This window comes from Shewanella psychropiezotolerans (assembly GCF_007197555.1).
GTDB lineage: Bacteria > Pseudomonadota > Gammaproteobacteria > Enterobacterales > Shewanellaceae > Shewanella > Shewanella psychropiezotolerans.
This window is the reverse complement of record NZ_CP041614.1, coordinates 2,939,808-2,962,481: the sequence shown is the minus strand read 5'-3', so window position 1 is coordinate 2,962,481 and position 22,674 is coordinate 2,939,808. Positions and strand designations below refer to the sequence as shown.

Annotated in this window: 9 protein-coding genes and 1 pseudogene; 3 read left to right on the top strand and 7 right to left on the bottom strand. The window is 46.3% G+C overall.

The genetic code is table 11. The annotated features are described in order from the left end of the window. Positions 1 to 283: 283 nt before the first annotated feature. Complete coding sequence (locus FM037_RS13065) at positions 284 to 9,409, bottom strand: tandem-95 repeat protein (RefSeq protein ID WP_144046363.1); 9,126 nt, start codon at positions 9,407 to 9,409, stop codon at positions 284 to 286. Between the two features lie 778 nt (positions 9,410 to 10,187). On the opposite strand from FM037_RS13065, the gene yfbR reads away from it, so the two are divergent. Together yfbR and FM037_RS13055 are read left to right on the top strand one after the other, a co-directional pair. Next, entirely contained in the window at positions 10,188 to 10,775 is a 588-nt protein-coding gene (yfbR, locus tag FM037_RS13060) for a 5'-deoxynucleotidase (protein WP_144046362.1), read from the top strand. Positions 10,776 to 10,822: 47 nt separating this feature from the next. Further along, the gene (locus tag FM037_RS13055) at positions 10,823 to 12,157 is read left to right on the top strand and encodes an anti-phage deoxyguanosine triphosphatase (RefSeq protein WP_144046361.1); all 1,335 of its coding nucleotides are present in this window, start codon (positions 10,823 to 10,825) and stop codon (positions 12,155 to 12,157) included. Between the two features lie 242 nt (positions 12,158 to 12,399). On the opposite strand, the gene FM037_RS13050 is transcribed toward FM037_RS13055, so the two are convergent. The 4 genes from FM037_RS13050 to FM037_RS13035 form a co-directional block, all read right to left on the bottom strand. Further along, complete coding sequence (locus FM037_RS13050) at positions 12,400 to 12,696, bottom strand: response regulator (protein ID WP_144046360.1); 297 nt, start codon at positions 12,694 to 12,696, stop codon at positions 12,400 to 12,402. A gap of 13 nt (positions 12,697 to 12,709) precedes the next feature. Beyond that, on the bottom strand, positions 12,710 to 14,428 hold the full coding sequence (locus FM037_RS13045) for a sensor histidine kinase (protein WP_144046359.1): 1,719 nt from the start codon (positions 14,426 to 14,428) through the stop codon (positions 12,710 to 12,712). Between the two features lie 14 nt (positions 14,429 to 14,442). After that, a complete protein-coding gene (locus FM037_RS13040; RefSeq protein WP_185977023.1) occupies positions 14,443 to 15,399 on the bottom strand; it encodes a 6-bladed beta-propeller in 957 nt (318 codons plus the stop codon). A gap of 198 nt (positions 15,400 to 15,597) precedes the next feature. After that, positions 15,598 to 16,230 carry a YchE family NAAT transporter gene (locus tag FM037_RS13035; RefSeq protein ID WP_144046357.1) on the bottom strand — a complete coding sequence of 211 codons (633 nt, stop codon included), beginning with the start codon at positions 16,228 to 16,230 and terminating at the stop codon, positions 15,598 to 15,600. A 300-nt stretch (positions 16,231 to 16,530) separates the two neighbouring features. On the opposite strand from FM037_RS13035, the gene adhE reads away from it, so the two are divergent. Next, complete coding sequence (gene adhE, locus FM037_RS13030) at positions 16,531 to 19,131, top strand: bifunctional acetaldehyde-CoA/alcohol dehydrogenase (RefSeq protein WP_144046356.1); 2,601 nt, start codon at positions 16,531 to 16,533, stop codon at positions 19,129 to 19,131. A 139-nt stretch (positions 19,132 to 19,270) separates the two neighbouring features. On the opposite strand, the gene FM037_RS13025 is transcribed toward adhE, so the two are convergent. Both FM037_RS13025 and FM037_RS13020 read right to left on the bottom strand, forming a co-directional pair. Further along, on the bottom strand, positions 19,271 to 21,439 hold the full coding sequence (locus FM037_RS13025) for a malate synthase G (protein ID WP_144046355.1): 2,169 nt from the start codon (positions 21,437 to 21,439) through the stop codon (positions 19,271 to 19,273). Between the two features lie 222 nt (positions 21,440 to 21,661). Beyond that, positions 21,662 to 22,605, bottom strand: a pseudogene (locus tag FM037_RS13020) (LysR family transcriptional regulator). Positions 22,606 to 22,674: the final 69 nt, after the last annotated feature.

Below are 22,674 nucleotides of genomic sequence, written 5' to 3'. Positions count from 1 at the left end.
CTTTATGCTAGGTTAGATGTTCTTGATATACGGCTGAGTGGCCTCAAAATAAGACATTTCCTCCCCTGACCCATAGGGGTATAGGTGGTTGAGTCACGCAGGAGTAGTTACCGAGGAGCAATATTTGGACCTTGCCTACAGCACTTTGAACTCCCGCTGAACTATCACATATTTAATAGGGTTGGTATAAGACCCTAGTCTATTTGTGCTTGTCGACGCACCGATTGTGGATAATAGCTTATCCACAATCGGTCAACTAGTTCGATGAAGCTAAACTGCTAATTTACAGTATAGAGTGATTCACCATTTCATCATTCATCGAATATGCAGAGCCAGTTTCCATTGAGAACGCTGCAGCGCTTTCACCTAGTGAATCTATGATCAAAGGCCCGTCACTATTTTCACCCAATAGACCATTGATTATCTGCTCATCGGTATTACCGAATGCCGCTTTAAGATCGACACCGTCCAGAACGATATGTTGCTCGAAGGTTCCATCTCCATCAGCATCAATATCGATTGTGGTAGAGTGACTAGTGATATCGACGCTAAAGTTGAGATACTCATCGAGATTACCAGTTGTAGCTCCCTGAATCAGGTCGCTCAAATCAAGCTTATCTTCATTGAGGTTAAAATCAGCAATATGATCTGTCCCCTCAGAGCCAGTCGTCCAAATGAACGTGTCCGCACCACTTCCGCCACTTAGCAGATCATCACCCAGACCACCGATCAACATATCTTCACCATCACCGCCAAGTAAAATATCACTGCCTGAGCCACCAACGAGGACATCATCACCGGCGTCACCATCTAAGACATCACCGAACACCAGTTTACTTTGAGCCCCGCCCTCATAAGCCAGATAGACACCGCTCTTTTGTGAGCCATCACTCAAGGTGACGGTAAAGGTCACCGCTTGATGAGCGAAGACACCACTGTCATTGCTGTTAAGCAGGCTGGTATCGAGGGTAAACCAGAATTCATCACCATTGGTAAAATCACCCTCTGAAAAGTTAACCGTGATAACTGAGTTCCCTTCAGACAGAGAAAAAATACTGCTCGTTGGGTTCAGGCCAACAGAATCTCCCAGCGCGTAATTTTCGATGAAGGCATCCTTATCATTGCCGCCCCTGAGATTAACGCTGACGCTTGTTACCGACAGCGCATCGCTGTTAGTGGCAAATTTGAAACCGAACGGATTGTTAACCCTGCTGTTCTCACCCGGCGTCACTATCGCCATGATCAAAGCATCATTTGGTATTAGCTGGCCGGTACCTGAGTTGATAATGATATCGTTTTCGGCCGTTCCTATTAACTGCTGTGAGTAGTCGAGATCCACATGGGTCGAATCTTCACCTTGGCCACTGCTGCCCTTTAGGGTGTAATTGAAACTCGAGCCTTCTGTCGTCGATGATAATGTCACTACGTCTTCACTGAGGGTCACATTATCGCCGGACACCTGAGTGATACCCGCATTACCCGCTGTCTTATCACCGTGGAGTAGATATTCGACCGGAATATCTATGCTCGCTCCTTCGGCCAAATTAGTAATAATGTTGTTCGAATTCGCATCAAGATTTGCATGGTAATCGATACCCAGTTCTAAGGTGACAGAGGCCGTATCTCCATCACCGTCTTTCACAACCGCAATAAGTGTTTCTTGTTCGTTAAGCACATCACGGTCCACATCGATAGAGTAGCTATACTCGCCGGTATCGAAGTTAACAGTGAATTTGCCCCCGAGCGCCGTCGTGAACACCTGAACCGGATTTGAACCATCATAGTTATGGGTCACACCATCGACATTTATGCTCCCTATGCGTCCACCATCGGCGCCAAATACGACACCTGTGCTATAGCTCCCCTTTATGGTATCACCATCGAAATAGTTAAGTATGGTGCTAGCGAGATCTTCGGGATCATCGAGTTTAACCGCATACGTTTCATCACCATCGACTTCGGGGTAAGCAACGGGCAGTAGATCACTCAGGCCCGCATCGCCGATACCAATACCGAACGCTGTCTTATAGCCATTGGTTTCGAGATAGTTCTCCCAGGTTGACTGCAATGTACTGTCAACCTCCTGCCCTTGTGAGGGTGAGCCATCCGAAATAAAGTAGAGTAGGCTTTGGTCGGCTCCCTCTGGCAGAGGCCCGCTATTCATCACCGCATTTAATGCCGCATCATAGTGAGTCGGTCCATAAGCGACCAGAGATTCGAGGTAACTGATGGCGCCGGCGACATCATCAATCAACCAACCGGAAGAATCGGTATTTCCGTGGAAATTAACAATTTGAATATTAACATTACCGGTATTATCTACCTCATCGATCAACGCCGTTAAGGCGTCGATTGCAACTTCCAGGTAGGTTTGGCCATTACCGACGGGATCGCCCATACTGCCGGATACATCCAATACCAGAGTCAGGTTGGTTGTGACAACATCTGCACTGGATTGCAGATTCTGGCTGATATCATGTGTAACCGGTGCATCGTCACCAAGCTTGACCGTCAAGCTGGCACTGTCGTTGCTGCCCAGACTATTAGTAATGGTATAATCGAATGACTCACTGGCATAATCGCCATCTGTACTGTTAGAAGTCAGCTTATATTCATAGTCTCCGGCTCTGTGTTCGCCAGAATCTTGGCTATATACCGTCAACTCACCTAAGTTAGTCGTCACGGTGATCACACCGTTTATCGCTGTCACCCCTTCCACTTCACTGATATGGGTAGAGCTACTCACACCTGAGTCATTATCGAGCAGGTTGCCTGTGGTGACATTGCTGCTGTCACCAGCTGTCGTACCTGAAGCCAAACCAGATTCTGCCACACTGGCTGAATCGTTGCTCGCTTGTGGGTTAGAGTCTTGATTGATGGTGAGTGTCGCCGGATCGCTGTCACCATCGGCATCGGTCAGAATATAGCCAAACTCATCACTGGTCAGCGGGTGTACGACCGCCGTTTGCACCGAAGTCAGTGATAAATAACCTGTTGAATCAGCCGTTATAACCACATATTGATAGGCTTGACCCGAATTGATGTTCAGTGAATCACTGCCGGAGAAAGTGCCGCTCGAGACCAGATGCCCGACGCTGTCATAGGTTGACCATTGACCGTGGGCATAACTATCGCTTCCCGCCCAGCCATTTAAACCTAACGACACTTCGTTGATGCTAGCCTCGAGATCGATAACGACCGACTCACCACGCGCTATCCATTCATCGTCACCGGCACCTATCTGTTTGTTATATTCATAGATACCGTCACCTGAACCGTTAAGTTTGGAGGTATCCAGCTTGCTACCATTGACGAAGTTGGTGGATGCATCAAAACCATATAACTGAACACCATTGCCGATAAACAGATCTTCAGCGTTATGATTAACAAATTCATTTAGGGTCGATTGATAGCTGTAACTTCCATCATGGTTCATCACTAAGATGCCATCATCGGTGGTAATCGTGATATTACCATCGGCATCGAAATCACTATAACTCGTGCTCTTATAGGAAACCGAGGAGATGCTCGCCGAATCTGCCCCCAGAGTATCAATACCGGTGCCGATCGCGGAGATGACGTTACCATGGGCCGTGCCACCAAATCCGATACTGTCTACATCATCATTTGCGACCGGAGCCGTATCGGCAATATTGACTGTGACCTTGGTCCAGAGTGAATTTTCAATTCCGTCTGTTGACTGATAAAAGAAGCTGTCTGTCAGGTTATCATCCCCACTGTGATCTAAGCTGGCTGGGGACTGATAGCTATAACTGCCATCGAGGTTAATGGTGACTGTGCCACCGAGCGCAGTGGTGAAACTTACGCCCTGCTCTATTGCCGTTATCGCTCCGCTACCTGAGCTGTCTGTAGCCAACGAGGTAACAGACAAGTTACCCGAGTCGTAATTGTCGTCATTGCCTAACAGGCTCGCCTCATTGAAGTTAATTGACTGACCTTCACTCAGTTCTATACTGTCTTCCTTAGTCTCAGGCGGAGTACTCGTCTTAGGCTTCACCGAAAATGCCCCCTCGACACTATCGCCATCGGCGTCGGTGATGAGTACATTGAAGTCGATATCACCATCGGAACTTGGTTTCATATCCTGGTACTGATGGAAGTCCCACTGTCCGGTGCCCGGAGTAAACTCAAGTTTGAAGATCACGACTCCGGATGCGGTTTGTCCCAACAAGGTATTACCCGATTGAGTGATGGAAATAGCTTCTCCGGTACTGGTCACAAGCGCGGTTTCATCACTCCCGGTCAGTTCGATAGAACCCACTCCATCGGCCCCCCACTCTGGAGTAACAGTTCCCGATGCATAGGCAATGGGATCGCTTGTTTCTGTGCCGACAAACTCTATCGATTTTATCGTCAGATCGCTGTTATCGCCATGTGCAGCCGAGTGGCCGTTATCGGTTGCCTTGATAATGACACTGTCAAAACCGCCTTCAAGCACCTCAAAGTTAGCCGCATAATTACCATGGAGAGCATCGGATGTGAAAGCTTGAGTCGCGACCATCTGACCATCACGGTAAAACTCAACAACGCCGGTCTCGAGTTCACCACCAAACATCTGGCTAAACTCTATGTTCATGCCAAATGCAACGGTACCCGGATCTAAGGTGATAACAACCTCCTCCGAAGCCGTGCTACCATCGGCAAACTTACGAAACTCAACTTCATTATTTAAACTGAGGTAGGGAGAGTCTGCACTTTGGACACCTATACCTTGGCTGCTGCCATATAGCTTACTATCGACGAGTGTAGAGTCCGTTGCAGAGGTAAAACCCCTGGCGGTAATGGTGAATCCATCAAAATCGAGCGACTCATGAAAGCCCTGATTGTTGGTTAAGTCAGTCTCTCCAATCAATGAATCTGGAATATCATTCAATACCACGTCAACGGCAGGAACTGCAGTAAACTCAGGGGCATCATCTTCAACCGTGACAGAGAAACTTCCGCTAGCCGTACCGCCATTTCCATCGGAGACATTGACTCCGATAGCCAAGGATAGTGTATCTTCTGTGTTGTCATCACTATGATCCACGGCACCTTTCAGGGTCAACTCATAGCCCCAATCGCCAGATGAATGACCAGCCGGTGGAGTCAGGCTAATTTCTAATATCTCTTGATAATCACTCTCGCCAGGTGTTCCCACATAACCGGATAATGTCTGTGAGTCTGAATTCCACTGCCACTGAACGACTTGCCCATCGGAGGTAAGTCCCTCAGGACCGGAAAGAGTGACATTCAGTGTGTCAGTATCAATATCTTGCAGTCTAAACGTTCCGTTAGCCGTAACTGAGTCCGTTGTATCTGAACTGCCTTGGTTATCAGCAAGACCAGAGGTTAACCCCTCTTCGGAAACTATGGTGTCCGAAGTGAAAATTATCGTTGGCTTATCATTCACTGGGGTGACTGTGATGCTTAAGCTTGACGTGTCAGTACTTGAGCCGTCGGTCAGGCTATAAGTGATCACCGGGACCGCGCCGTTATAGTTGGCGGCTGGAGTAAAGGTGTAGTCACCCTGACTGTCTAGGCTAAAGGTACCGACATCGGCAATCGTAATATCGCTGCCATCGGCTTGATAAACGTTGCTATCGCCATCGACAGTAAAGCTGGTTAGCGAGAGTTCACCGTCGACGCTGCTGCCGTCGATGACATTGCCGCTCACTTCTGGGCTGTCTTCGCTTATGGTGCGCACTTCATTGTCATCGGTAAAATCATCATTCACTGGCGTGACTGTGATACTTAAGCTTGAAGTATCAGTGCTTGAGCCGTCGGTCAGGCTATAAGTGATCACCGGGACCGCGCCATTATAGTTGGCGGCTGGAGTAAAGGTGTAGTCACCCTGACTGTCTAGGCTAAAGGTACCGACATCGGCAATCGTAATATCGCTGCCATCGGCTTGATAAACGGTATCGTCGCCATCGACAGTAAAGCTGGTTAGCGAAACATCACCGTCGACGCTGCTGCCGTCGATGACATTGCCGCTCACTTCAGGGCTGTCTTCGCTTATGGTGCGCACTTCATTGTCATCGGTAAAATCATCATTCACTGGGGTGACTGTGATGCTTAAGCTTGACGTGTCAGTACTTGAGCCGTCGGTCAGGCTATAAGTGATCACCGGGACCGCGCCATTATAGTTGGCGGCTGGAGTAAAGGTGTAGTCACCCTGACTGTCTAGGCTAAAGGTACCGACATCGGCAATCGTAATATCGCTGCCATCGGCTTGATAAACGGTATCGTCGCCATCGACAGTAAAGCTGGTTAGCGAGAGTTCACCGTCGACGCTGCTGCCGTCGATGACATTGCCGCTCACTTCAGGGCTGTCTTCGCTTATGGTGCGTACTTCATTGTCATCGGTAAAATCATCATTCACTGGCGTGACTGTGATGCTTAAGCTCGACGTGTCAGTACTTGAGCCGTCGGTCAGGCTATAAGTGATCACCGGGACCGCGCCGTTATAGTTGGCGGCTGGAGTAAAGGTGTAGTCACCCTGACTGTCCAGGCTAAAAGTCCCGACATCGGCAATCGTAATATCGCTGCCATCGGCTTGATAAACGGTATCGTCGCCATCGACAGTAAAGCTGGTTAGCGAAAGTTCACCGTCGACGCTGCTGCCATCGATGACATTGCCGCTCACTTCAGGGCTGTCTTCGCTTATGGTGCGCACTTCATTGTCATCGGTAAAATCATCATTCACTGGGGTGACTGTGATGCTTAAGCTTGACGTGTCAGTACTTGAGCCGTCGGTCAGGCTATAAGTGATCACCGGGACCGCGCCATTATAGTTGGCGGCTGGGGTAAAGGTGTAGTCACCCTGACTGTCGAGGCTAAAGGTACCCACATCGGCAATCGTAATATCGCTGCCATCGGCTTGATAAACGGTGTTGTCGCCATCGACAGTAAAGCTGGTTAGCGAAACATCACCGTCGACGCTGCTGCCGTCGATGACATTGCCGCTCACTTCAGGGCTGTCTTCGCTTATGGTGCGTACTTCATTGTCATCGGTAAAATCATCATTCACTGGCGTGACTGTGATGCTTAAGCTCGACGTGTCAGTACTTGAGCCGTCGGTCAGGCTATAAGTGATCACCGGAACCGCGCCGTTATAGTTGGCGGCTGGGGTAAAGGTGTAGTCACCCTGACTGTCGAGGCTAAAGGTACCGACATCGGCAATCGTAATATCGCTGCCATCGGCTTGATAAACGGTGTTGTCGCCATCGACAGTAAAGCTGGTTAGCGAAACATCACCGTCGACGCTGCTGCCATCGATGACATTGCCGCTCACTTCTGGGTTGTCTTCGCTTATGGTGCGCACTTCATTGTCATCGGTAAAATCATCATTCACTGGCGTGACTGTGATGCTTAAGCTTGACGTGTCAGTACTTGAGCCGTCGGTCAGGCTATAAGTGATCAGCGGGACCGCGCCATTATAGTTGGCGGCTGGAGTAAAGGTGTAGTCACCCTGACTGTCCAGGCTAAAAGTCCCCACATCGGCAATCGTAATATCGCTGCCATCGGCTTGATAGACGTTGCTATCGCCATCGGCTTGATAGACGTTGCTATCGCCATCGACAGTAAAGCTGGTTAGCGAAAGTTCACCATCGACGCTGCTGCCATCGATGACATTGCCGCTCACTTCAGGGCTGTCTTCGCTTATGGTGCGCACTTCATTGTCATCGGTAAAATCATCATTCACTGGCGTGACTGTGATACTTAAGCTTGAAGTATCAGTGCTTGAGCCGTCGGTCAGGCTATAAGTGATCACCGGGACCGCGCCGTTATAGTTGGCGGCTGGGGTAAAGGTGTAGTCACCCTGACTGTCTAGGCTAAAGGTACCGACATTATTGATAACAATATCGCTGCCATCGGCTTGATAAACGGTATCGTCGCCATCGACAGTAAAGCTGGTTAGCGAAACATCACCGTCGACGCTGCTGCCGTCGATGACATTGCCGCTCACTTCTGGGCTGTCTTCGCTTATGGTGCGCACTTCATTGTCATCGGTAAAATCATCATTCACTGGCGTGACTGTGATGCTTAAGCTTGACGTGTCAGTACTTGAGCCGTCGGTCAGGCTATAAGTGATCAGCGGGACCGCGCCATTATAGTTGGCGGCTGGAGTAAAGGTGTAGTCACCCTGACTGTCCAGGCTAAAAGTCCCCACATCGGCAATCGTAATATCGCTGCCATCGGCTTGATAGACGTTGCTATCGCCATCGACAGTAAAGCTGGTTAGCGAAAGTTCACCATCGACGCTGCTGCCATCGATGACATTGCCGCTCACTTCAGGGCTGTCTTCGCTTATGGTGCGCACTTCATTGTCATCGGTAAAATCATCATTCACTGGCGTGACTGTGATACTTAAGCTTGAAGTATCAGTGCTTGAGCCGTCGGTCAGGCTATAAGTGATCACCGGGACCGCGCCGTTATAGTTGGCGGCTGGGGTAAAGGTGTAGTCACCCTGACTGTCTAGGCTAAAGGTACCGACATTATTGATAACAATATCGCTGCCATCGGCTTGATAAACGGTATCGTCGCCATCGACAGTAAAGCTGGTTAGCGAAACATCACCGTCGACGCTGCTGCCGTCGATGACATTGCCGCTCACTTCTGGGCTGTCTTCGCTTATGGTGCGCACTTCATTGTCATCGGTAAAATCATCAGCTACCGGAGTAACGATAATGTTCAAGGTAGAGCTTAAGTCTGTATTCACCGTATAGATGATAACTGGTACTGTGCCATTCCAGTTTTCATTCGGGGTAAAAATGTAGCTACCATCGGTGTTGAGCACCAAGCTGCCATCATCCAATATAACCGTAGTGCCAGCGCTGTATCTGCTGCCTTCGACTTCGAAGCTCGTCACACTAAGATCATTATCGATATCCGTGTCGTTATTTAACACATTACCGGTCGCAACTGTATCTTCGGCTATGGTGTTGCTGTCACTTTCCAGGGTCGAGGGCTCATCTATGTCACTGCTCTCAATACCATCTGTAGTATCAAAACTGATTTGAGTCGTACCAATAGTGGAATAACCCGCCGCCGCTATGGTTTCATGCCCGGTACGTCCCACAGAGATGAAGTGGCTTTCTCCCTCATTGCTGAGTCCTGAGCCCGCAGCAGTCTCAGGTAACATAACTGTCGGATCTTTTTCTGCAGAAATTAAATCTTGTAGTTGCGCGATCTCGGCAGCATCAGACAAAGCATCACTGATTTCATTATTGTCGACAATCTGACCGTGTTGAGTTTGATGAAAAGCGGTGCCATCTTCATAAGCTATGCTGATCTCTGCACCATCTTCTATAAAGAGAATTGATCCTGCGTGGATATGTTTGCCCTGGGTGATATCTTCCACCACACTGTTTACTTCAACCTCGATCACTCCACGAGCAATCAAAACTTCTCCAGACTGCGTAATTACCACTTTTTTCAATTCAATTCTCCAGAAGGACAAACACCAAGTCCGTAACACTCATCTCAAACTGGCAACACAACACATGTAACCAATCAAAAAAACGGACGGCATGTTACATTTTTAGTGGCAATAAGTCAATTAGTGAGCAGTTAAAAACCCTACCAACTCACACTCCCCAGGCTTTAACACTGCTATCACCATCAATACTGGTACAAGCGTCTAACTTAATAAATTGTCCATATAAAATATATAAAAGTCACCAGTGTGCGTAACCATGCACTTTTGATGCATAGTTAACTCTTAACAGTCTGATTAATTGGCATTTCCCTCACTTGTATACATGCTGACACAGAGAATGATAACTTCACTCTGAACACACAGTTTCAACCGGAGCCCGCAGAACTGTTATCAACAAAAGAAATGAAAATACGGATCAATAACGAGGTGATTTCTAGGAAGAAGCCTCACTAGGCTGTGTAAATAATACTAGCGATAGAGATTTACGCCCTATCGTTAACTTAATATGAAGGTATAGCCGCCACTTTTCACTACTCCAATTTATCACTCTGGCTAACCCTAAAAGGAAGCAGTAAATCAAGCTGTTTATATTTAATCTTTTCATCCTTTGGACTGAGAATGATGATAGATCACCGCTTGTTAATCTGTACCATTCTGAGTTAAGCGACAATTATTTGCCTCTAGCTGGAAGGCTTGTGATAATGTAACTTTATGTAGTCATTGTATTAAGTTGCAAATCAATATGAGTCACCTCTTCGCTCACCTAGCTCGCATGAAATTAATTCAACGCTGGCCACTAATGTACAATGTTAGAAGCGAAAATGTGCAAGAACACTCTCTTCAGGTGGCCATGGTCGCACACAGCCTCGCCATCATAGGTAATCACAAATTTGGTAAGTCCCTATCCCCAGACAGAGCAGCAACTGTTGCCATTTTTCATGATGCCAGTGAAATCATTACCGGCGATCTCCCCACCCCGGTAAAGTACTTCAATAAAGAGATAGAAGCTGAGTACAAAAAAATTGAAGCCATTGCTGAAAACAGATTACTCGAAATGGTCCCTGAAGAATTTAAACAAGAATATGCCAGCTTACTCACCAGTGAGGATGCCGATATTGAATATAAGGCGCTAGTCAAATCAGCCGATACGATTTGTGCTTACCTTAAGTGCTTAGAAGAAGATAGAGCCGGTAATAGTGAATTTAATACTGCCAGAAAACGGCTCGAGCAATCACTGAATGATAACCCGGATCCTGCCGTGCAATACTTTATTGATTGTTTTGTTCCGAGTTTTAAATTAAATTTAGACGATATCAACCAGTTACTTTAATTATTCAGGTTAATCACTCCAAGGATTAACGCAGGTTAAGGATCCCAATGACAGAGTCAGTATGGCATGCCAGACGTTTAACAGAAGATAAGAAACGTAGAAATGATCACCGCAGTCCCTATCAAAGAGATAGAGCACGGATCTTACATTCGGCTGCTTTTAGACGTCTGCAGGCTAAGACCCAAGTCTTGGGTGTCGGTATGAATGATTTCTATCGAACCCGGCTGACTCATTCTCTGGAAGTATCACAAATAGGCACCGGCATACGTGCTCAACTCAAACAGAAGCAACCTCAATTGGACCACTTGTTTGATTCCATGAGTTTAATCGAATCCTTGTGCTTAGCCCATGACATAGGTCATCCCCCTTATGGTCATGGCGGAGAAGTTGCACTCAACTATATGATGCGAGATCATGGGGGTTTTGAGGGTAATGGCCAAACATTCAGGATCCTCACAGGCCTAGAACCCTACACAGAATTTTATGGCATGAACCTGTGCCGCAGAACCTTATTGGGGCTCTTGAAGTACCCAGCCGCTTATTCGAGTCTACATCAAGATTCATCCAGCCAGCCAGTCACCAACATTCGCCAACTCAAACCCTCTGAATGGCCACCGGTTAAAGGCATATTCGACGACGATATCGAGATACTAGATTGGGTCTTGTCTCCCCTGTCTGAGAATGACAGACATAAGTTCCTCTCACATCAGGATGTCGATGGCCAACAACACAGGCGGACGCGCTATAAATCATTAGACTGCTCTATCATGGAATTAGCCGATGATATTGCCTATGCGGTGCACGATCTCGAAGATGCGATTGTCATGGGAATCGTCAACCAGGAACAATGGCAAGTGGATGTAGGCAGCAAACTCACATGCAGTGAAGACCATTGGATCCAGGATGAGTTTGGTTCTATTGGCAATAAACTCTTTTCCAGTAAGCATCACCTGAGAAAAGATGCCATAGGGACCTTAGTCAATGGTTTCGTCACCGCCATCGATATCAAACTCAATACCGATTTTGAAGATAACTTATTGCGCTATAATGCGGGTTTGGATAAGAATTTTTCCGAAGCATTGGAAATATTGAAGCAATTTGTCTTTAAATATGTGATCAGAAAACCCGAAATACAGATGCTTGAATACAAGGGTCAGCAGATTGTTATGGAGCTATTCGAGGCATTCGAATCGGATCCTGAGCGGTTATTACCGATCAATACTCAAGAAAGATGGCGTAATAGCAGAGACAAGGGATTGAACAGTCACAGAGTCATCGCAGATTATATCTCTGGCATGACCGATGAGTTTGCAGCCAGGCTACACCAACAGCTATTTAGCCCAAATTCAGGCTCTATGCTAGAGTTTAATCGAGAACTCTGAAACCAGTACACACAAACAGACTGGAATTTCAGTCTGTTCATCACCTGCACCTCTCAGCCTTAAATGGGCTGAGCAGCTACTTGGTGATGACTTTTGCCATAGCCTCTGTGGCAAAAGTCATCACAGAACACGAAAAACTTGCCATAGAATATCGATCATAAGCTAAGTTGAGCCTAGCAAGTCTTCAACTTTTCTAGACATATCAAACACGCTCAATGGTTTATCAAAAATGGCATCGGCCCCTAACGCATCCGCCAAGATAAGATAGTTACTCCCCCGACTCGGCCACCGCCGGACATGGCTATAATGGGTATATCAGGCATCTCTTGCTTTAACCGTGTGATGATCTCTATCCCTTCCACATCCGGCATGATCATATCCGTGATAACAAGAGAAGCGGGTAAACTGTATATTAAGTCGAATACCTGACTAGATTTACCACAAGTTATAAATTGATAATGGCTCAGAAGCATAGACAAGGAGTCTTGTAAGGCTTCCGAGAAATCAGCATCATCATCAACAATAAGAATATTAGTCATAGATCTCTCCTTTTTAAGAACTCAATGCTAACACATGGGGTAAATCGATTAGAAAGGTCGTTCCACAGCCTTGTTGACTCCTACACTCTATAGTGCCGGCATGCTGTTCTATTATTCCATAACAAATAGAAAGCCCGAGCCCAGTACCCGAACCGACGGGCTTAGTCGTGTAGAAAGGTTGGAATATTTTTCTAATCAGTGAGCTTGGAACCCCTACACCCGTGTCACTGACTTCAATCAAGACACGTTCTGCTCGGCACTGCACATTAATCGATATCAGTTTTCCTATGCCCTGTGGCAGGGCTAAGGATTCGAGTTCGATGATGGCATCTTTGGCATTATTGAGTAGATTGGTCAGCACTTGTAGTAGCTGAACCTGATTACATAATATAAATTGACCCTTGTTTTGGATATTTACGGCGAGTGTGATGGAAAGCAGCTTTAATTCTGGGGAAATGAGGATCAAGGATTGATCGATCAACCAATCCACGGCAATGATTTCCCTTTCTTCACCCTGCTCATCTCGACTGAACAGTCTTAGGTGATTGATGATCTTGCTGATCCGCTCTATTTGCATTAAGTTTTTTTCTAGCATGTCATTTATCTTAGAGGGATGCCCCTGAACCAGAAGCATGCAGTCTGTGTATAATCTCATCACCCCTAGTGGCTGATTTATTTCATGAGCAATGCCCGCCGACATCTCCCCTATTGAAGAAAGCTTGGCCGATTGCTCCAGTTGTTTATTCGACGTGATCAGCTTCTCGTGAATACGTTCTAACTCTTGATTACGCAGGTTTAATTCCCCCTTTGTTTTCAATACTTGTTCATTGGTCTGTTTTAATGTGCTGTAGAGATGTTCAATCGCTTGTTTTTTTTCGGACTCTATTTGTCTGCCAAGATCTATCGTCTGCATCATGACTAAAAATTGCCTAGCTAGATCTCCCACTTCATCCTTAGATGTTATCAAGGCGAGTCGCGTCAACAACATTTCATAGTCCAGGGCATTATTATCATTAAAAGCGTAGCGCTTAATCACTTCGTCGCTGATGAGTTTTATTTTATTGATGGGAAAAATAAGTTGCCTGGATACGAGCACGTGCATAAAATAACTTAACAGTGCCGTGATAGTGACTTCCAACAGGAAAAGGACAGAAAACAGCCATTCTCTATAAACATTCTCTTTTAACAAGGCTTCTACCAGCTCAGACTTACCGTACAAGGCATCATTAGTAAATGCTCTAATTTGATTCGAATACAAGATAAATTCTTGTTGATATGACTTTCCGCTGCCTCTGAGAGAGCGACTAAATGACAGGCTGACCACTTTAATCAACTGGGTCCTCATCAGTTCGAGGACGGGTTCTATCTCTTCAGCCAAAGACTCATCATTGATAAAAGCATGCCGCTGCGAAATATACTTAAACTCCACCAGAGTCGATTGAAAGTCTTCGGCCTTCGCCAGTAATAAGACATCAAATTCACGACTATCGAAGAATAACATCTGATTCAGGCCCTCGTTGACCTTAGCAAGGTTACTTTCTAAATTTGACAAAATATTTTTTTGGGTAATAACGTCATAGATCAAAACATTGCGTGCGCGCTGGTCATTAATAAAGGCATACACAGTGCTCGTTATGATTAATATCCCCAAAATATAGACAATACCAGGCAAAGCAAATTTTTTCGCTATGGGTAAATCTCTCAATGACAGGTTTTTCATCGCAATAAACATAGGTAATTCCTACATCATCTGACATCAAAAACTTGCACTCTATGATTGGCAGTATCGGCAACATAAAGCAACTTATTCAAACCTATAACGAGACCATGTATATTGCCGAAATCGCCGGGTTCACGGCCACTTTGACCGAACATATACAGAAATTTGCCACGGCTGTTAAATTTCTGTATCCGGTTATTACCAATTTCCGCTACATACACATTATCGTTAGCGTCTATCGCTAAGCCTGAGGGCTTCCTGAATTCTCCCGGACCATCTCCCTCATTTCCCCAGAGAAACAGGAAGTTACCGTACTCATCGAAAACCTGAATTCGGTGATTTCCAAGATCGGCAACATAAAGTAAGCCTCGACTGTTATGTTTGATGGCTTCAGGCCTGCTTAACTGACCCGGTTCATTGCCTTTTTGTGCGAAGGTAAATTGAAAGTTCCCCTCTTTATCGAACACGCTGATACGACTATTGCCAGCCTCGGGCACATACAGGAAACCATTTTGATGAAACGTCATAAATTCGGTTTCCTGAGTCTTCCCCTCGACGCTGCCATAACCGCTATATGTCAGCATATGGTTATGGTCAGATGAAAACTTCTCTACATGGCCGGTTAAATAATCCGCTACATGAATATTCCCATCTTCATCTATGGCTATCCCCTCTGGCTTTCTCAAGCCCCCTATCTGTTTAGTGGCCCCAAACATGGAAATATAGGTGCCGTCGGCGCTGAAGACCTGAACATTGCCATTGAGCGCATCGGTAATCAGTAAATTCCCGTTGCCATCCACTGCGAAGTCTTCTACGTATTTAAACTGACCAGGGGCTGCACCCTCCTCCCCGAAGATGAAGAGAAGTTCGGCATCGACCTGCTCTCGGGAGCAGGCACATAAAATAAAGGCGAGTGTTAGAAGACTGATTAAATGACAGTATTGTAAAAAAAAAGGTTGGCGAGGAGTCTGAAGCTGTGACATAAAATCTTCCATGATATAGGAGGTAGAGCTCTATCAAAATCTTAGTACAGATCCGCTATAAGGGTTATTTTATGATGAAACAAAAACGCCGTTCGAGTCATTCAAACAGCGTTTACTCATGTAGCGCCTTACTGGCTGCACATGTGAAACAATAATGAAAAATTACGTAAATCCTGATTAAGCTTAATACTTAAATGGCTAATTCAGCAAATTGGGAAACAGGCCTTTAAACCCTGCCACGATCACTTCGATACCAATAGATAGCATCAAGAGTCCCATCAATCTAGTAATGACATTAATACCCGTTTTCCCCAGCACTTTATATATCACGGGCGCCGCCCTAAAGAGCATAAAGCTGGTTAAACCAAATACCATGACTGTGATAGACATGCCGACATGATTGATAAAGGTGTTATTTTCAGCCGCAGACACAATCACAGAGCTAATGGCACCTGGGCCAGCCATCAAGGGTAAGGCCAGAGGTACCACGGCAACCGACTCCATGCCCGATGATTCCCTGTCTTCTTCCTTGTTACGTTTAACCTCACCCAATTTTCCCTGCAGCATAGACATGGCAATGATCGCAATCAAGGAACCACCGGCTATCCTAAAAGCCGACAGCGAGATACTGAACAAGTTTAGAATATGCTGACCGGCAAATATGGTCACCAGCAAGATAACCACAACGGCAAAGTTAGCCACTTTTCCCGTATGATTGCGTTCGATATCATTTTGATGACTGGTTAAGCTCACAAACACAGGTAAAAGACCCACAGGGTTGATGATGGCCAACAAGCCTAAAAAAAACTTAACATAAAATGTATAATCCAACGACATATCCTCGAGTGTAAATACAGATTAAAGCGTTAGCTAATTTGCCATCGCCCTTGTATTGAGCAGACGAGTTTACCTTATGATTTCATCCGGTAAAAATGAGTTTTTTTATTCCGATTAAAAACATCACAGCTCACCAATTAAACAAACAAGTCGTTAACAATGTAATTTAATTACAACAAGGCCGCAAACTGTGGCTAAGATCACGGTTATCGAGGGGGTTTGGGTGTAATTTTTAGTCATCGAGAAGATTTAGCCAAAACCGATTTTGGCTAAATTTTTTCAAGGAAATACAAAATGACAGTGACCAATGAGCAAGAACTCGATCTTCTTGTACAACGAGTTGCAGATGCACAAGCCCAGTTTGCTAACTTCAGTCAGGAACAAGTCGATATCATCTTCAGAGCGGCGGCGTTAGCGGCGGCCGATGCAAGAATATCTCTGGCTAAGATGGCAGCATCAGAAACTGGCATGGGCGTGATTGAAGATAAGGTGATCAAGAATCACTTCGCCTCCGAATACATCTATAACAAGTATAAGGACTCGAAGACCTGCGGCATAATAGATGAAGACCCCACCTTCGGCACCATAACCATAGCCGAACCTGTCGGTATCATCTGTGGCATAGTCCCCACCACTAACCCAACTTCCACCGCCATCTTTAAAGCGCTTATCAGCCTCAAGACCCGTAATGGCATCATCTTCTCACCTCATCCCAGGGCGAAAGAGTCGACCACAACCGCAGCACGCATCGTACTGGATGCTGCCGTTAAAGCCGGAGCTCCGAAAGATATTATCGGTTGGATAGATGAGCCGAGTGTCGCATTGTCGAATCGCTTGATGACCCATGACAAGATAAACCTCATCTTAGCCACCGGTGGACCCGGCATGGTAAAAGCGGCTTATTCTTCAGGCAAACCCGCCATCGGCGTCGGCGCGGGTAATACCCCAATCGTGATAGATGAAACCGCTGACATCAAGCGTGCTGTCAGCTCAATATTGATGTCTAAAACCTTCGATAACGGCGTCGTGTGTGCATCAGAGCAAGCGGTGATCGTCGTCGATGAAATTTATGACACAGTGAAAGAGCGCTTCGCAACTCACGGCGGCTATATTCTCAGTGCCGATGAATCAGAGGCCATGCAAGGCGTCATACTCAAGAATGGCGGACTCAATGCCGACATCGTCGGACAGAGCGCGATAGATATCGCCTCCATGGCTGGTCTAGACGTCCCCCATTGGACTAAGGTCTTGATTGGCGAGGCGACAGATATCAATGACGCCGAAGCCTTTGCCCATGAAAAACTCTCTCCTTTATTGGGTATGTATCGAGCCAAAGACTTCGATGATGCTATGGATAAGGCGGAGGCCCTGGTCACCTTGGGCGGAATAGGACACACCTCGGGTCTCTATACCGACCAAGATACACAAGAAGATCGCGTCAAGACCTTCGGTTTTCGCATGAAGACCGCCCGCATATTGATCAACACACCAGCCTCCCAAGGCGGCATCGGCGATCTGTATAACTTCAAGCTAGCACCTTCACTCACCTTAGGTTGTGGCTCATGGGGCGGCAACTCCATCTCAGAAAATGTGGGACCGAGTCACCTGATTAACAAAAAAATGGTCGCTAAGAGGGCTGAAAACATGTTGTGGCACAAGCTTCCTTCATCTATCTATTTCCGCCGTGGTAGCTTGCCTATTGCACTCGAGGAACTGAGTGACAAAAAACGAGCACTGATAGTTACAGACAAGTATCTGTTCAATAATGGATATTGTGACGAAACCGTCAAGATCCTCAAGGCTCAGGGATTAGAAACTGAGATATTTTATGAAGTAGAAGCCGATCCTACCTTAGCCATCGTCAAACAAGGCGCCAAGGTGGCCCATAGCTTTCAACCCGATGTGATCATCGCACTGGGCGGCGGCTCTCCCATGGATGCGGCTAAGATTATCTGGGTCATGTATGAGCATCCCGATGTGGATTTTGCCGATCTCGCCCTCAGATTTATGGATATTCGCAAGCGTATCTACAAGTTCCCTAAATTGGGTGTCAAAGCGCAGATGGTCGCCATCCCGACCACCTCAGGCACAGGTTCAGAAGTCACGCCATTCGCGGTAGTGACAGATGAAACCACGGGAATGAAGTACCCTATTGCCGATTATCAATTAACACCGAACATGGCCATAATCGATCCTAATTTAGTCATGGACATGCCCAAATCTCTCACCGCCTTCGGTGGAATAGATGCCATCACCCATGCACTGGAAGCCTATGTCAGTGTGATGGCCAACGAATACAGTGATGGCCAAGCTCTGCAAGCATTAGACCTGTTATTTAAGCACCTTCCCGATGCCTATAATCTGGGCGCTGCGGCGCCCGTGGCACGCGAGAAGGTACATAATGGCTCTACCATCGCAGGCATAGCTTTTGCTAATGCCTTCCTTGGAGTCTGTCACTCTATGGCCCATAAGTTAGGCGCCGAATTTCATCTTGCCCATGGCCTGGCAAATGCATTGCTCATCAGCAATGTTGTCCGTTTCAATGCGACTGACATGCCCACTAAACAGGCGGCATTTAGCCAATACGATCGACCAAAGGCTCTTTGTCGCTATGCAAAGATTGCAGACTACCTAGACTTAAGTGGTAATACAGATGAAGAGAAAGTTAAAGCTTTGCTTGAAAAAATCGATGAGCTCAAGAAGACGATTGGCATTCCGGCTTCAATCCAAGATGCAGGCGTCAACGAAGCCGACTTCCTAGCTAAACTAGACGAGTTAGCCGAAGATGCCTTCGATGATCAATGTACCGGAGCGAACCCTAGGTATCCCCTGATAGCAGAGCTAAAGCAGATACTGCTCGACAGTTTCTATGGCAACGCCTATAGCGATAGCTAATACCAGTTCCATGTGCATAGGGTCTAAACACTAGCTGCTCCCAATCGGTATAAAATCAGCCGTATAAGAAAGCCAGTTAACATCATAATGTTAACTGGCTTTTTATTTAAAATATCAAAGGGATGGTGGCGTATCTATTTTATTGAGCTTGCTCAGCCTTCTTTTTAATCCGATAAGCGTGCAGCAAGGGCTCAGTGTAACCCGAAGGCTGCTCTTTTCCTTTGAACACCAGATCAAGCGCCGTGTTAAAGGCGATACCGCTGAAATCTGGCGCCATTTTGTGATAGAGCGCATCACCGACATTTTGCTTATCGACAACAGCAGCCATCCTCTTCATGGACGCGGTAACTTGCTCTTCGGTGCAGATCTTATGCTCCAGCCAATTGGCAATATATTGTGATGATATTCTCAAGGTTGCCCTGTCTTCCATTAGGCCCACGTTATTGATATCGGGCACTTTCGAGCAACCGACACCATGATCAATCCAACGCACAACGTAACCTAAGATCCCCTGGGCATTGTTGTCGAGTTCACGTTGGATCTGCTCATCTGTCAAGGTTTCCGATAACAAGGGAATGGTCAGAATGTCATCTAATTTAGCATGGGTTCTGTTAGACAATTCCAGCTGTTTCTCGGCGACGTTGATCTGATGATAATGAGTCGAATGCAGTATGGCGCCATTGGGTGATGGCACCCAGGCAGTGTTAGCCCCCGCATTGGGATGGGCTGACTTTTGTGCAAGCATGGACGCCATCTCATCTGGCATGGCCCACATCCCCTTGCCAATCTGAGCACGACCAGGTAAACCACATGCCAGACCGACATCGACATTCCAATCCTCATAGGCATTGATCCAGGCTTGCTGTTTCATCTGTGTTTTTGGCACAAAAGGCCCGGCGAGCATAGAGGTATGGATCTCATCGCCAGTTCTATCGAGAAATCCTGTGTTAATAAACACCACTCTCTCCTTAGCCACGCGAATACACTCTTTTAAGTTTACTGTCGTCCTGCGCTCTTCATCCATGATCCCAAGTTTGATGGTATTTCTGGACAGGCTCAGCGCATCTTCGATGCGGGTAAACAGCTCACAGGTAAACGCCACCTCATCCGGTCCATGCATCTTAGGTTTAACAATATTGATCGATCCAGCTCGGCTATTAGTCCGCTGCTTATTATTGCCCTTAAGATCGTGCATTGCAGCCAGCACCGACACCATGCCATCTAAGATCCCCTCGGGAACCTCATCACCCGCCTTGTCTAAAATGGCATCATTGGTCATCAAGTGACCGACGTTCCGGATAAATAACAGGCTTCGACCAGGCAGAGTAAACTCCCTTCCAAGAGGACACAGATAATGACGATCAAGGTTGAGCTCTCGAGTGATGGTCTTGTCGCCTTTAGTCAGATGGGCTTTGAGATCGCCTTTCATTAAGCCTAACCAGTTTTGATAGACCTCACACTTATCTTCGGCATCGACAGCAGCCACCGAGTCTTCACAATCCATGATGGTGGTCACAGCAGCTTCTACCAGCAGATCTTTCATGCCAGCCAGATCTGTCTTACCTATGACGTGATGTCTGTCTATCTGGATCTCCACATGCAGACCATTATTTTTGAGTAAGACTGCATGGGGAGCAACCAAATTACCGAGATAACCCACCAACTTTTCAGGCTGCTTGAGCCCAGTATCAGTTCCATCCCTTAGGGTGATAACCAGCTGGTTTCCATCTATTTGGTAATGGCTTGCCTCGCGATGGCTGCCTACCGCTAAAGGAGCCAGTTGATCTAAGTGTTGCTTGGCAAACGCTATCACCTTACTACCACGTACCGGATTGAAACCGCTACCCATCTCGGCGCCGCCTTCTTCACTGATGGCATCGGTACCATAGAGGGCATCATATAAACTACCCCATCGCGCATTCGCAGCATTTAGGGCAAAACGGGCATTTTTAACCGGGACTACAAGCTGAGGACCCGCTTGCTGGGCAATTTCAATATCTACATTTTCTGTGGTAATACTGAAATCGTCGCCTTCTGGAACGAGGTAATCTATCTCTTGCAAAAATGCTTTATAGGCCAGAGGATCATGGACTTTATTATCTGTATGCCACTTATCTATCTGAGCTTGTAACTCATCGCGGCGGGCCAATAAACTTCTATTCTTTGGCGTTAGATCATCAATAATGGATTCAAGTGAGTTCCAAAACCTTTCCGATGAGATGTCGGTCCCAGGAATAATCTGCTCATTAACTAATTTAAATAATGATGTAGCGACCTGTAAATTGCCAACTTGAATACGTGATGTCATATTTTTCCCTTCCGATAGGTGTCATTGACTATGTCGTGCCTGTCTCTATTGCTAAAAAATGAAGCCGATTGAACCTCACTCTACATGAAGACTCATAAGAGCAGAATGTTAGTAGAAGTTTTGTTCAGTTTATCCAGCCTAAATGTATATCACTAATTTATCGTAGTTATAGCTAGCATTCATAAAACTTATATTACTTAAATAAAACTTGATGTCCAATGACTAGAATCTATCTATGATTCTGGCAGTTTCAGTGATGAGTTCTCTCATCCATCTGTGAGCCGGATTATGTTGCAATAAGGGGCTCCAGGCCATGGTCAACTCTATGGGGGGATATCGAATGGCGGTGTCACTATACTGACTCGGGTATTATCTTGCTGTAATCTGGCCATTTTACTGGGCACAGTGGCAATCAAATCTTGCCTCTCCGCCAATGAACTGGCCGCTTGATAATTTCGGGTGAATACTGTGATACGACGTTTTGCACCAATTTTTGCGAGGGCCTCATCTACCCAGCCCAGACGTTGGACATCATCGGGATCCATGCCGACCCCGACCCCCATGCCGGTCTTACTCACCCAGACGTGATGAGACTTAAGATAATTGTCTAAATTAAAGTCCCTCAATACTGGATTAGTGCGGTTAATGAGGCAACTGAATGTATCTTTCCAGAGCACTTTTTGATGAAAAGATTGAGGGATTTCATCGAAGCGGTTAATCGCCATATCCACTCTACCCTGTTCCACATCGGCAAAATTGACATCGCTTGGGGTCATGATATCCAAAATGACTTTCGGTGCTTCATTACGCAAGCGAGCGATCAACAAGGGAATAAGGGTAGACTCGGCATAATCCGACGCCATCATGCGAAACACTTGCTCACTCTCTAATGCATTAAACTCGGCTTTGGGTTGTACGGCTTTCTCCAGCCCAATTAATAGCTCACGGATCACAGGTTTTAACTCACTTGCCCTCTCTGTCGGTGTCATCCCCTTACTGGTTCTGATTAAGAGCGGATCGTCGAACAAAACCCTTAACCTTTTAAGACCATTACTCATGGCCGGTTGGCTGATCCCCAGCTGATCTGCGGCTCGGGTTACATTCAACTCCCTGAGCAAGACATCAAAATAAACCAACAAATTCAGGTCAATACGAGATATATTCATAAAACAAATACCGAAGATAATTACTATAAATTAGACTAATTTAGCTCAATATTACTATTATTTTGAACG